This window comes from Streptomyces fungicidicus (assembly GCF_003665435.1).
In the GTDB taxonomy this organism is placed as follows: Bacteria; Actinomycetota; Actinomycetes; order Streptomycetales; family Streptomycetaceae; genus Streptomyces; species Streptomyces fungicidicus.
Genome location: NZ_CP023407.1, coordinates 357,311 through 371,646 on the forward strand (window position 1 = coordinate 357,311; position 14,336 = coordinate 371,646).

Here is a 14,336-nt window from a genome sequence, read left to right on the forward strand (position 1 = left end):
TCGTCGCGGGTTTCACGGGGAAGGGGGTGCGCAGGCGCGGTCGCCGAGGGCACGCAGTGCCTTCGTGACCGCTTCGCCGATGCGGGCGATGGGTTCGGGTTCGGTCATCTCGTAGTGGCCGCAGGGCACGCGGTGGTCGTGGAGGGTTCCGTCGACGTGCGGCCGCCAGCTGTCGGCCTTGCCGGGCAGCACCGCCAGATCCGCCGGGTGCTCGGTGTGCTGCTCCTCGGCGGCGCTGAAGAACAGCACGTCACCGCGGTAGGTGCCAGGGGTGAATTGGGGCGCGATGCGCAGGTTGTTGCGCATGACGGCGGCGATGGCGGCGGCCTCGGCGCCGGTGACGGGGACGCTCGCCGGGTCGGCCGCGACGCGGGCGTCGATCTGGTCCAGGACCGCCTCCACGGGGGCCTGTGCGTCGACGGGGAGGCCGGCCACCCTGGACAGCAGGGCGGCGACCTGACGTGCTGTGGCGTCGTCGTCGTGTGCCGTGCCGTGCGGCTGGGGCGCGTCGAGCATGGCGAGGAGTTCGACCTGCTCGCCGTCGCGTTGCAGGGCGCAGGCCATCGCGTGGGCGACGAATCCACCGTAGGACCAGCCCAGCAGCCGGTAGGGGCCGCGGGGTTGCACCTGCCGTACCAGGTCGAGGTAGTGGGCGACCATGGCGGCGGCGTCCGGGGCGGGCGGCCGGGTGCCGTCGAGGCCGGCGGCCTGGATGCCGTAGACGGGCTGATCGCCGCCGAGGTGGGGCAGCAGGCCCGTGTAGCGCCAGGCGACGCCCGCGCCGGGGTGGACGCAGAACAGCGGGGCGGCGCTGCCCTCGGCACGCAGCGGCAGCAGCGGGCCGAGCGCGGAAGAGGTGGCCCCCGGGGTCTGCCCGGCCGGCCCGCCGGCCGCGGCGAGGACTCCGGCCACGGTGGGCGAGGCCAGCAGGGTCGCCGCCGGGACGTCGAGGACGCCGGTCTGGCGCAGCCGTCCCGCCAGCAGCACGGCGCGCATCGAGTCGCCACCGAGGTCGAAGAAGTTGTCGTGCACCCCGATGCCGCCGATGCCGAGGGTCTCCTCCCAGAGCCGGGTGACCTCCCGTTCGTGGTCGTCGCGCGGCGGTACGTTTTCGGTCGCCAGCCGGGGCCGGGGGGCGAGGCCGGGGTCTGCCGCTGTCGTGCTGTCGCCGGAGGGGGCGGGCTCCGTCCGGGCGCCGGGCGCGTCGATCCAGTGACGGTGGCGTTCGAAGGCGTACGGGGGCAGCGGCACCCGTCGGGGCGCGCCCGGCACCGGGGGCAGCGCGCGGTCCACGCCCGCGCTCCACAGCCGTCCCAGCGCTTCGGCGAGGACGAACCCGTCGGACGCCTCGGCCTTGGCGTGCCGCATGGTGGTCACCGTGACCGGCGCCTCGTCGGTGAGCCTGCCGGTGGCGAGCTTGGTCAGGGTGTCGCCGGGCCCGATCTCCACGAGGACGGGGCGCAGCCGGTCCCACAGGGCGGTGATGCCGTCGGCGAACCGGACGGTGTCGCGGGTGTGGTCGATCCAGTGCCGTACGGAGGTGGCCTGGGCGTCGGTGATCCAGGTGCCGGTGACGTTGGTGACGTACGGGATGCGCGGCGGGCGCAGGGTGACCTGGCTCAGGTGGGTCTCGTAGGCCGGCAGGACGGGGTCCAGGACGTGGGAGTGGGCCGCGACGGGGATGCGCAGGCGGCGGAACGGGACGCCGCGACGGGTGAGTTCGGCCTCGAAGCGGGCGACGGCGTCGAGGTGCCCGGCGACGGTGCAGGCGCCGGGGCCGTTGACGGCGGCCAGGGACAGGTCGGCGTCGAGCAGGGGCCGGATCTCCTCCGCCGGGGCGGCGACGCCGACCGTGGCCCCGCCGGCGGAGCTGATGAGCCGGATGCGTTCGGTGACCAGGGGCAGCATGTCCGCCAGGTCGATGACGCCGGCCAGGCAGGCGGCCGTGTACTCGCCGAGCGAGTGGCCGATCAGCGCGTCGGGGCGCACGCCCGACTCCATGAGGGTGCGGGCCAGGGCGTACTCGGTGACGACGAGCCCGAGGAACGCGCGGAGGTCGTCGGGCCGTCGCTCCTCGTAGAGGGCGGTGCGCAGGTCGGTGCCGAGGACCGGCCGCAGGATGCGGGCGCACTCGTCGACGGTGTCGCGGTAGACAGCCTGGTCGCGGTACAGCTCCTCGCCCATGCCGGGGTACTGGGTGCCGCCGCCGGGCAGCAGGAACGCCACCCGGACCGGGTCGCCGGACAGCGGTGGGGTGGCCGGGGCGGCGGAGCGCAGCGCGTCGAGGGCCTCGGCGCGGGAGGCGGCCGAGACGGTGAGCCGGTGGCGCAGCGCGGGCCGGTCGGTACGCAGGGAGTGGGCCACGTCGTCCAAACGCAGGTCCGGGCGGCGCTCCAGATGCCGGGCGAGTGCCTCGGCCTGGCCGCGCAGGGCACCGGCGGTGCGCGCCGACAGCGGCAGCACCACGCGGCGCTCCTCCTCGGGCGGGCGCGGCGCGTCGGGTGCGACGCGAGGTGCCTCCTCCAGGATGACGTGTGCGTTGGTGCCGCCGATGCCGAAGGCGCTGACGGCGGCCCGGCGGGGGTGCTCACCCCCGGGCCAGTCCTCCAGTGCGGTGGGCACGCGGAAGGGGCTCGCGTCGAAGTCGATGAGCGGGTTGGGCCGGTCGAAGTGCAGGCTCGGCGGGATCTGCCGGTGTTCCAGGGCCAGGACGGCCTTGATGAGTCCGGCGATGCCGGCGGCGGCTCCGAGGTGGCCGATGTTGGTCTTGACCGAGCCGAGCGCGCAGAAGCCGGTCCTGTCCGTGCTGTGCCGGAAGGCTTCCGTCAGGGCGGACACCTCGATCGGGTCGCCGAGTTTGGTGGCGGTGCCGTGGGCCTCGATCAGGCCGATGGTGCCGGCGTCGACCTCGGCCTGGGCCTGTGCGGCGAGGACGACCTCGGTCTGTCCGGCGGCGCTGGGCGCGCTGAAGCCGACCTTGCGCCGGCCGTCGTTGTTGACGGCGCTGCCGCGGATCACGGCGCGGACGCGGTCGCCGTCGGCGAGGGCGTCCTCCAGCCGCTTGAGGACGACGGCTCCCACTCCGTCGCCGGAGGAGGTGCCGGCGGCGTCCGCGGCGAAGGCCCGGCAGTGCCCGTCGGGCGAGAAGGGTCCGTCGGGCACGTGGCGGTAGCCCAGGACGGCGGAGGGGTTGAGGGAGACGGCGGCGGCGAGCGCGGTGTCGCAGCGGTGGTCGAGCAGGTCCTGGCAGGCGGTGTGCACGGCGACCAGCGCGGTGGAGCAGGCCGTCTGCAGGGACACGCTGGGCCCGGTGAGGCCGAGTTCGTAGGAGACGCGGGTGGCGAGGGTGCCGAGGGAGTTGGCCGTGGCCGCGTGGACGAGGGCCACCGAGCCGGGCTGCCCGGCGAAGCGGGGGTGGACGTGGGCCGGGTAGTAGCGACTGTCGCCCGCCCCGGCGTACACGCCGAACGTCTCTCCGGCCCGGTCGGTGCCGAGGCAGCCGGCGTCCTCCAGGGCGTGGTAGGCCGTCTCCAGCAGCAGTCGCTGCTGCGGGTCGACGACGGCGGCTTCGGCGGGGCTGTAGCCGAAGAAGCCGGAGTCGAAGCGGTCGATGCCCTCGACGACGGACGCCTTGCGGATCAGTGACGGGTCGTCGAGGTCGCGCGGGTCGCCGCCCGCGGCGAGGAACTCCTCGTCAGTGACGGACCGTACGGACTCCCGGCCGGCCGCGAGGTTGTCCCAGAAGGCGTCGAGGTCGTCGGCGCCGGGGAATCGGCCCGCCATGCCGATGACGGCTACGGCGGGGAAGTCCTCGTCGTGGGGTGCGGTGGTGTCGTGCACGGCCTGTGCCTCGTCCTCTCCCGGTCCGTGGGTGTGCGGTGTGCCGTCGGCCCGGTCACGCATGGCCGCGGTCCTTGCCCTGACGGACGGTGCGGCGGGCGCGGGCGGCGCGTTGCCGGCGTGCTTGTTCCCGGGCGCGGTCGAGGCCGTCGTCGGTCTCCGGCCGGGAGGGCGCCTCGGCGTCCGGCACCGGGCCCGCGCCGGTGGCCGACAGGTGGCGGGCCAGGTCCCGGACGGTGGGGTGCGCGAACAGATCGACCACCGACAGCTCGCTGCCGAAGGCGCGGTTCACGGCGGTCTGGGCGGTGACCAGGAGCAGGGAGTTGCCGCCCAGGTCGAAGAAGTTGTCGTCCAGGCCCACCCGGTCGCGGCCCAGGACGTCGCACCACACCTCGGCGAGCCGGCTCTCCAGCCGCCGCAGGCCGTCTTCCGTCTCCGTCTCGTCGGGGCGAGAGCTCGTGCCCGCCGAGCGCAGCGTCCACCCGTCGTCGGACAGGCCGGCCGCGCGGACGCTGCCGGTGACGGCGTGGTACAGGGCGCCGAGGTCGGCGCCGTCCCGCAGGCCGACGCGCGCGGCCAGGCGGCGGGTCTGGCGCACGGGGGCCACGACGTGGCTGCGCACCCAGGGGGCGGTGCGGTCGGCGCCGATCAGCAGGTGCGGCTCGTCCAGGGTGCGGGCGAGGTCGAAGGAGCGCAGCGCGGCGGGAACGTCGAGCGGCCGGTAGCCACGGGCCTCGGAGAGCGCGGTGAGACCGTAGCCGCGGCTCATGCCCCGTTCGCGCCACATGCTCCAGGCGAGCGACTGCGCGGGCAGGCCGAGGCCGCGGCGGTACCCGGCGAGGGCGTCCAGGTAGGCGTTGGCGGCGGCGTAGGCGGCGTTCATGGCGCCGCCGAAGAAGCCGTTGACCGAGGAGAAGGTGACGAAGGAGGTGACCGGGTGGTCGGCGGTGAGCCGGTGCAGGATCCACGCGCCGCGCACCTTCGCCTCCAGCGCCCGGCGCCAGGTGGGGGTGTCCAGTTCCCCGACGGGGCGCTCCACGAGCGTCCCGGCCAGGTGCAGCACCGACGTCAGGGGCACGCCCCACGCCTCGGTGGCGGCCTCGACCGCGGCGCGGACGCGGGCCTCGTCGGTGACGTCGGCGCGGGCGTAGCGGACCTCCCCGCGTTCACGCAGCCGCGGCAGGGCGTGGGCCTCGTCCTCCGGGGAGCGCCCGACGACGAGCAGCCGGGTGCCAGGGGTGCGCAGCAGGTGGGCGGCGATCTCGGTGCCGACGCCGCCGAGGCCTCCGGTGAGCAGGGTGAAGCCCTCGTGCGCGGGCGGCTCGGCGCGGGTCGGGCTGTCGGGCAGGGGGGCGAGGCGGCGTTCGTAGCGCAGCCCGTCGCGGTACGCCACGTCCGCGCCGTCCGCGCCGGCGGCCGCCTCCGCCGTCAGGATGGTCAGCGGGTCGGTGCCGTCGCCCGGTGGCAGGTCGAGGTGCCGGGTCCGCAGCCAGCCGCACTCCTCGGCCAGCGACTTGAGCAGCGCTCCGGCCAGGGCGTGGGCCGGGGAGGGGTGGTCGCCGGGGTGGACGGCGTGGGCGCCCGCGGACACGTGGACCAGGTCCACGGGGCGCTGCCGGCCGGGCCGGGCGATGAGGGCCCGGGTGAAGGCGAGCAGCCGCTCCGCACCCGTCGTGTCGTCGGGCGCCGCCGGGGGGCCTCCCCGGAACCCGTCGAGGTGGAGGACGGCGTCGACGGGCCGATGGTCCTGCTCCAGCCGGCCAAGGAGCGCGGCGTAGTCGGACTCCTCGGCGGGCCGGACGCGGTAGTGCGCGGCGTCGATCCGGGTGTACGACGGTCCTTCGCCGACCACCGTGCACAGGCCCCCGGCGGTGCGCAGCGCGTCGGCGAGCCGTTGCGCGAGTGCGCCGGCTCGCGGGTCGCCGCCCGCGAGGACGAGGGTGTGCCGGCCGGACGCCGTGGGACGGGTACCGGCGCGTTCCACACGCTGCCACACCGGGCGCAGGAACCAGTCGGGGACGGTGGCCGCGGTGCCCAGCAGCACCTGGGTGCGGCGCACCTCGTCGTCGAAGTCGCCCGCCTCGAAGCTCTTGCGCAGCTTGGTGCGCTGGATCTTGCCGATCTCCGTCTTGGGGACGGCGTCCCGCGCCACCGGGATGAGGAAGGCGGGGCTGACGCCGATCTCCCGGGTGACCTTGCCGGCGATCTCGCGCAGGGCGCGGGCCTCGTCGGCGGTGGCCTCCGGGGTGAGGTGCAGGAACAGGGCGAGTTCGTCGGTGGGTGAGGAGGGGTCGGTGCGTACCGCGACCGCGGCGGTGAAGCTCCGCTCCGCGTAGGGCAGTTCCTCGACGCACGCCTCGATCTCGTGGCTGTAGTGGTTGACGCCGTTGACGATGATGACGTCCTTGGCGCGGCCGGTGATGTAGAGCTCGCCGTCGCGCAGGAACGCCAGGTCGCCGGTGTCGAACCAGCCGTCGTCGGTGAACGCCTCGGCGTTGGCCGCCGGGTTGTCGTGGTAGCCGCCGGTCACCGAGGTGCCGCGGACCTGGAAGCGGCCCGCCTCGCCCTCGGTGAGGACCGTGCCCTGTTCGTCGGCGATCCGCATGGCGAACCCGGGGTAGGGCCGGCCGCAGCTGACGAACATCCCTTCGTCCGGGACGGGTTCGGGGGGCAGGACGGCATCGGTGACCACGGAGCAGGTCTCGGACATGCCCCAGCCGGGGTGCATCACGTCCTGCGGCAGGCCGAAGGGCTCGAGCGTGTGCAGGAACGCGCGGGCGGCGGAGGCGACGACGACCTCACCGGCGTTCATGACCAGCCGCATCGGCGACAGGTCCCAGGCGCGGCCGGTGAAGCGGTGAGCCTGTTCGGCGAGGAGCCCGAAGGCGAAGTTGGGCGCCCAGGTGACGGTGACCCGGTGCCGGTCGGCGAGGTCCATCCAGCGCAGGGGGTCCTGCAGGATCCAGGAGGTGGGGGCGTGGACCTGGCGGCAGCCCAGGTACACGTCGCGCAGGTGGAACATCACCACGCCGGTGACGTGGTCGAGCGGTATCCAGTTCAGGGAGACGTCGTCGGCGCCGAGGCCGTTCATCTGCTCGGTGGCGGCCGAGCGGGTCAGCACGTTGCGGTGGGTGAGCCGCACCGCCTTGGGCAGGCCGGTGCTGCCGGACGTCATGAGCATCAGCAGGAGGTCGTCCGGTGCGGCGGGGTGCCAGTCGTGGTCCTCGGGCGCCTCGCGCAGGGCGTCGGCGGTGGTGATGCGCGGCCCGGGCCAGTCCTGCCGCGCGGCGACCGCGCGCAGACCGGCCTCGCGGCCGGCGGAGCACACGATCCAGGGCCGGCCGAGCATCCGCCAGATGCCCTCCAGCTTGGTCAACGCCGCGGAGGGGGTGTCGTAGGAGGCGGGGACGGTCAGCGGGACGGCGACGAAGCCGCCGAGGACGCAGCCCCACAGCACGGCGAGGAAGTCCTCGGTGACGTCGCACTGGAGGATGACCTGGTCGCCCGGGCGCAGTCCGGCCCGGCGCAGTCCGGCCAGGACGCGGGAGGCCTCGGGGACGAGGGACGCGTAGGTCCGCCGGTGCTCGCTGCCGTCGGCGTGGACGTGGACGATGTCGCCCCGGTCCCGTGCGGCGGCGCGGCGCAGTGCCTCGGCCCAGCTGGGCACGGACGGCTCGACGAGGGCGGGGCCTTCGCTGACGGCCGGAACGCCGGAGGTTTCCGCGGTGCGGGCGTTGGGGGCGGCTTCGGCGGAGCGGTCGGGCAGTCCGGTGTGGCGGCGGTCCAGTTCCTCGGGGGCGTTCTCCACCGACACGTCGACCGTGGTGACGTCGGCCAGCTGGGCGAGCCGCTCCCGCCAGGTCCGGGCCGCGGTCGCGTCGACGGCGGGCAGGGCACGCAGTGCCGCGCCGTCCACGGTGCCGTCCTCGGCCCGGGGCAGGGCGTTGACCACCGTGACGCGGACGGAACCGTGCCCCGCGCGGTCCAGGAGCTCCTCGACACGTTCGGCGGCGTCGGACCGCCCGGGCACCACGTACAGGCGCGACGGGGCGTCGCCGCCTCCGGACAGGGCGTGGGCGTCGCGGATGCCGGGCACGGACAGGGCCGCGTCCTCCAGGACGGAGGGATCGGCCACGGCCGGGGCGGGGGTGCGCTCGGGGAGCGCGGGCAGGCCCCCGAGGCGGGTCGCGGGGTCCGCGCTCACCGTGCTCAGGACGTCGTGCAGCGCGCGGGCGAACGCCTCGGCGGTGCCGGCGTCGTAAAGGTCGGTGGCGTACTCGACGTGCAGCGTCAGGCCGTCAGGGGTGCCCTCGGGGCCGTGGTGCTCCAGGACGTCCACGAAGAGGTCGAACTTGGCGGTGCCGGTCGCGGTGGGCCGCAACTCGGTTCGGGTGCCGTCGAGTTCGAGGACGGCAGGCTTGTTGTTCTGCAGGGCGAGCATCACCTGGAACAGGGGGTGACGGCCAGGTGTGCGGGGCGGGTTGAGGTCCTCCACCAGCCGGTCGAAGGGCAGGTCCTGGTGGTCCAGGGCGGCCAGGTCGGCGGTGCGCAGCCGGGCGAGGAGGTCGAGGAAGGCGGGGTCGCCGGAGGTGTCGGCGCGCAGCACGAGGGTGTTGGTGATCAGGCCGATCAGGGGGTCGAGGCCGGGTTCGGTGCGACCGGCGACGGGGGTGCCGAGGACGATGTCCTCGCCGGCGCCGCAGCGGGTGAGCAGGGCGCTGACGGCGGCGTGCAGCACCATGAACAGGCTGGCGCCCTCGCGGTCGGCGAGGCGCAGCAGGGCGCGGTGCAGGGCGGGGTCGACGGCGAGTTCGACGTGCGCGCCGCCGCCGCGCGGTGCCGGGGGCCGTGGCCGGTCGCCGGGCAGGGTGCACTCCTCGGGCAGGCCGTCCAGCGCGGTGCGCCAGTGGGTGGTGAGCCGTTCGATACGGCCGGGGCCGTCGGGTCCGGGGGCCAGCAGGGCGCGCTGCCACAGCGCGTAGTCGGCGTACTGCGCCGCCGGCGGGGTCCACTCGGGTGCCCTCCCCCGGCGGCGGGACGCGTAGGCGGCGGACAGGTCGGCGGCGAAGGGGCCGAGCGACCAGCCGTCGGCGGCACCGTGGTGCAGGACCAACAGCAGGACCCGCTCGGTCCCGGTGCCCAGCAACCAGGCCGCGAGAGGGCTTTCGGCGGTCAGGTCGAACCGGCGCCGCAGCGCGGCGGTCACATGGGCGGCGGTCTCGGCGGCGGGGCAGTCGATCCGCCGCAGCACCGGGCGCAGCTCTGCCGTCTCCAGGACGCGCTGGTAGGCCACTCCGTCGTGCTCGGCGATCACCGTGCGCAGGCTCTCGTGCCGGTCGGCCAGGTCGCAGAGGGCCGCGTCGAGCGCCTCTGCGTCGAGGTCGGGCTCGGCGGGGACGAGGAGCGGGATGTTGTAGGTGGCCGCGCCCTCGTCGAGCCGGTGCAGGAACCACATGCGTTCCTGGGCGAAGGACAGCGGCACCCGCGGGGGGCGCGCGATGTCGCCGAGGACCGGCCGGGGCGAGGCGTCGTGCCCTCCTACGGCGAGCCGTCGCGCGAGCGCCCCCGGGGTCGGCGTCTCGAACAGGGCGGTGATGGGGATCTCCGCGCCGGTCTCGTGCCGCAGACGGGCCAGCAGTCTGGTGGCGAGCAGGGAGTCGCCGCCCAGGTCGAAGAAGCCGGCGTCCACCCCGACGGACTCCCGCGGCAGCTGCAGTACCTCCTCGAACAGGGCGCACACCAGGACCTGTTCGGGTGTGGTGGGGCGGGTGCCGGACGCGACGGTGGTGAAGTCGGGGTCGGGCAGCGCCTGGACGTCGAGCTTGCCGTTCGCGGTCAGCGGCAGTGCGTCCACCGGGACGCAGACGGCGGGGACCATGTGGTCGGGCAGGTGGGCGGCGGCGTGGGCGCGCAGGTCGGCGGGGCTCACGGGTGCGTCGCCGGAGGGGACGGTGTAGGCGACGAGGTGCAGGGCGCCGTTGCCGGCGTGGCGGGGCACGACGGCGGCGCGGGTGACGCCGGGGTGGGCGGCGAGGACGGCCTCGATCTCGCCGGGTTCGACGCGGAAGCCGCGCAGCTGGATCTGGGCGTCGGCGCGGCCGACGTAGTCGAGGGTGCCGTCGGGGCGGCGCCGGGCCAGATCGCCCGAGCGGTACATGCGGGTGCCGGGCGGGCCGTAGGGGTCATCGAGGAAGCGCTCGGCGGTCAGCTCGGGGCGGTGCAGGTAGCCGGGGGCGACACCGGCGCCGGAGACGTACATCTCGCCGGTCGCGCCGGGCGGCACCGGGCGTCCCGCGGCGTCCAGCAGGTGGACCCGGAGGTCGGCGAGCGGAGTGCCGATGACGCCGGCGCGGCGCGGGTCGTCCAGGTCGGCTTCGGTGAGCCGGTGGTGGGTGACGTGCACGGTGGTCTCGGTGATGCCGTACATGTTCACCAGCGTCGGTCGGTCGAGGCCGTGCCGGTCGGCCCAGGGGCGCAGCCGCGCCGGGCGCAGGGCCTCCCCGCCGAAGACGACATAGCGCAACGCCCCACTGCCGTGACCGTGTTCGAGGTCGGCGTCGATGAGCTGCTCGAACGCGGACGGTGTCTGGTTGAGGACGGTCACGCCCTCGCGGTGCAGCAGGTCGAGGAAGTCGCGCGGCGAGCGGCTGACGGCGTAGGGCACGACGACGATCCGGCCACCGTGCAGCAGGGCGCCCCAGATCTCCCACACGGAGAAGTCGAAGGCGTAGGAGTGGAACAGCGTCCACACGTCGTCGGCCCGGAAGTCGAAGTGCTCGGCCGCGGCGGCGAAGAGGCGTACGACGTTGGCGTGCGGCACGGGTACGCCCTTGGGGCGGCCGGTGGAGCCGGAGGTGTGGATGATGTACGCGGTGTCGGACGGGCTGAGCGGGCCGTGCCGTTCGGTGTCGGTCAGGTCGGTGCCGGAGCGGCGGGCGAGATCTGCGGCCACCTGGGGGTCGTCCAGCAGCAGGGTGGGGACGGCGTCCTGGGCGAGGTGAGAGTGGGCGTGTTCGGTGACGAGGACGACGGGGGCCGCGTCCTCGACGACCAGCCGCAGCCGCCCGGCCGGCTGACCCGGGTCCAGGGGCAGGTAGGCGGCGCCGGTCTTCAGGACGGCCAGCAGGGCGGGCAGCAGCCGGATGCCGCGCTCAAGGGCGAGCGCCACGACCCGGCCGGGGCCCGCGCCGTGCTCGGTCAGCAGCCGGGCGATCCGGTTCGCCTCGGCGTTGAGACCGGCGTAGGTGAGCCGCTCGTCCCGGTGGCTGACGGCCGTGCGCTCGGGCCCGGCCGCGGCCCGTTCCTCGAACAGCTCCGTCAGGGTCCGCCCGACCGGATATGTGTGCGCGGGTGTGTCGCCGGGGTGTTCGCCCGGCAGCAGGATGTCCAGATCACCCAGCGGCGTCGCCGGGTCGGCCTCGGCCAGCAGGCGCAGCAGCGTGCGGAACCGGTCGCGGTGCAACGCGAGTTCGTCCTCGCCGTACAGGGCGGGGTTGGCGTCTAGGGCCAGCCACAGTCCGCCGCCGCGCTGTCCGGGACGCACCGAGATCTGCAAGTCGTCGACGGCTCCGCCGGACAGGTGGTGCCAGGTGGTGGGGTGACCGCCGAAGACCGGGGACTCGTCGAACGGGACGATGTTCAGCACCGGCCCGTGCAGTCGGCGTCCGGTGCCCAGCAGGCCCAGGTCGCGGCGGAGGAACTCGCCGCGGTAGCGCTGGTGGCGGCGCAGGGCCCGCAGTTCGTCGGCGACCGCCCGGGCCAGCTCCGCGACGCTCGTCGCGGGGGCGGCGGCCACGCGCAGCGGCAGGACGTCCGAGGCGGTGCCGGGGGTGCGCAGGGCCGCGCTGCCCAGCCGGCTCATCGTGGCCATGCCCAGGACCAGGTCGCGGGCGCCGGTCATCCGGTGCAGGTAGACGGCGGTCGCGGCGGTCAGCAGGTCGGTGCGCCGGACACCGAGGCGGGCGGCCGCGGCGTCCAGGGCATCGGTCTCGGCGGGCGTCAGTTCGGCGGTGCGGCGCAGGAAGGGCGCGGTGGGGGGCGCCGTGCGGGCAGTGAGCCGGGCGGGTTCGGGCAGGCCGGCCAGACGCCGCGCCCAGTGGTCACGGTCGCGGGCAAAGCGCTCGGAGGCGAGGTAGGCCGCCTCCTCCTCCTGGAGCCGGCGCACCGGCGCGAAGGCGCACGGCTCCGGTTCGCGGTCCTCGGCCAGCGCGTTGTACGTCTCGGCCAGGCGGCGCCCGAGGAGCTTGTAGCTGTAGCCGTCCAGCAGCAGGTGGTGTGCCCTCAGCAGCCACAGGTGCCGGTCCTCGGCGAGGGTGAGCAGGGTGTGCGCGAACAGGGGGCCCTTCTCCGGGTCCACCGGGGTCGCGAGGTCGGCGCGGACGTACTCCCATGCGGTGGCTTCCGGATCGGCGGCGCCGCTGACGTCGGCCCGGTTCAGACTCCAGTCGTCCGCCTCCGGAGCCGGGTGGCAGCGCGGACCGTCGTCGGTGTCGGCGAACCGCAGGGCGAAGGTGTCGGCCTCGGCGACGACGCGCCGCAACGCGGTCTCGAACAGGGCGCTGTCGAGGGGACCGTGGATCTCCACGGCCTCCGCGGTGTTGTACGCGGCGCTGTCCGGTGCGAGCCGTCCGGCGTACCACAGGCCCTCCTGGGCTCCGGACAGCGGTCGACGTGCGTCGTCCTGGAGTGACATAGCGCAAACCTCACGTGGCAAACCGAAGATGTCCCGGACGGCGAGGCCCGGCCGGATCGGACGGGTGCGGCCACCCTTGTGCCACCCCCGTGTCGCCCGCGCACGGCGTACCGCCGCACACCGGGCGCGGCCCACGGGGGGATACAGGGGATGCAAAGGCCGCACACCGGGGTCAGGGCGATCACGCCGTCTGCCCCGGTTTCACGTCACAGCACGTTGAGGCACCCGCACGGGCCGGGTCAAGGCGAACCGGCCCGCCGGCGGGCGCTTCAGTGATTTCCCTGAAATCCGCCGGGCCAGGGAGTGCGGACCACTGCTCAACTTCTAGGGAAATCACGCGACTTCCCCGCCCAGGAGCCTGTGGGCTGGATTCCGCCGCGCTCCGCCGTGCACCCTCGAAAGGCCCCCGACCTCCCCGCGGACCACCGCGGCGGCAGACCCGTCCCGGGGCCGTGGACTTCCGGAACGAACGACGGAAAGAAGGCTGACGGCATGCACCGTGCGCTGTGTCCGGTCGAGACGCTCTACGTGAGCCAGAGAAGCAGGGCCGTGCTGTCCTGCACCCTGCGTGGACCGGTGGATGTCGCGGCACTGTCGGCCGCGTTCGACGCCACTACCGAGGCGAACCCGCCGCTGCGCTCCCGCATCGAACAGGACGGGGCGGGGCACCTGTTGCGCGTCCTCGACGCCGACGAGCTGCCCCGGCTGGTCACCCGGACCGGCGACGAGGCCGAGGCCTACGCGGCGGAGCTGAACAGGCCACTGCCGCTCGGAGGCCCCCTCAGCCGCGCCGTCCTGGTCAGTGCACCGGGCGGGGACCGCCACCTCTTCGTGCTGGTGATCGACCACACCATCACCGACGGCCACAGCAGCATCGCACTGCACAACGCCCTGTGGGACCGCTACCGGCAGTTGGTCGAGGGGGGCACCGGCGAGAGCGCCGATCCGGAGGGCCCCCGCTGGCCGGAGCCGGTGAGCCGGCTGCTGCCTGCCGTCGACGACGCCGACACGACGAAGTACCTGGCCGGCCGCCTGGAGGAGGTACGGCGCCATCCGGTCGAGCTGGTCCCCTACGACGCCGCCCTCGGCGAAGGGGCCGACGCCGGCGGGCACATCGAGGTCCGCAGGACGACCCTGGACGCGGACCTCACCTCACGGCTGCGCCGGACGGCGCGCGCCTCGGGCGTCTCGGTGCACGCTCTGATCTCCGCGACCCTTCTGGTGACGGCGAGACGGCGGCTGCCGGGGGACGACGGAGCCCGCACGCTCGGCTGTCTCTCCCCCGTGGACCTGCGCTCGCGGCTGTCCCCGCCGCTGCCCGCCTCCGCCCCGGTCCCCGCGGTCACCACCCACCTGCAGTCCCTTCAGGTGTCCGCAGGCTCCGAGCCGTTGGAGGTCGCCCGCGCCGTGCACGCCCGTCTCAGCGACTTCCTCTCCCGAGGCGACCACGTGCACGAGATGCGCATCACGCCGGAGATCCGCCGCAACCCCGCCCTGCAACTGGCCACGGTGATCGCCACCAACATGGGCGTGGTCCCGGGCCCCCGCCTGCCCGGCGGGCTGCGGGCCGTCGACGTACGACTGGTCCCGGGCCGCGAGCACTACTTCCCGCAGGCCGGTCGTAGCCCCGTCATGGCCTGCGTCGTCTCCTTCGAGGGCCGGCTCAGCATCGAGTTCCCGCACTCCACCGCCTGCTACAGCCCTGACTTCATGAGGGCATTCCGCGACGACGTGCGCGCCGGACTCCTGGCCTTCACGGATGCGGTCGAGCCCGAGCACGCCCTGGCCGCCACCGGCTGAGTAC

At 74.8% G+C, this 14,336-nt stretch carries 3 protein-coding genes; 1 reads left to right on the plus strand and 2 read right to left on the minus strand.

Features of this window, described 5'->3' with window-relative positions; all coding sequences use genetic code 11:
* Positions 1–12: 12 nt before the first annotated feature.
* On the minus strand, positions 13–3,903 hold the full coding sequence (locus tag CNQ36_RS01480) for a type I polyketide synthase (RefSeq protein WP_206278397.1): 3,891 nt from the start codon (positions 3,901–3,903) through the stop codon (positions 13–15).
* The gene (locus CNQ36_RS01485; protein WP_121544600.1) at positions 3,896–12,532 is read right to left on the minus strand and encodes a non-ribosomal peptide synthetase; all 8,637 of its coding nucleotides are present in this window, start codon (positions 12,530–12,532) and stop codon (positions 3,896–3,898) included. Before CNQ36_RS01485 ends, CNQ36_RS01480 begins: the two co-directional genes overlap by 8 nt.
* Positions 12,533–13,024: 492 nt before the next feature.
* Between CNQ36_RS01485 and CNQ36_RS01490 the strand changes: the two genes are divergently transcribed.
* Positions 13,025–14,332 carry a phthiocerol/phthiodiolone dimycocerosyl transferase family protein gene (locus CNQ36_RS01490; protein WP_121544601.1) on the plus strand — a complete coding sequence of 436 codons (1,308 nt, stop codon included), beginning with the start codon at positions 13,025–13,027 and terminating at the stop codon, positions 14,330–14,332.
* The last annotated feature ends 4 nt before the right edge of the window (positions 14,333–14,336 follow it).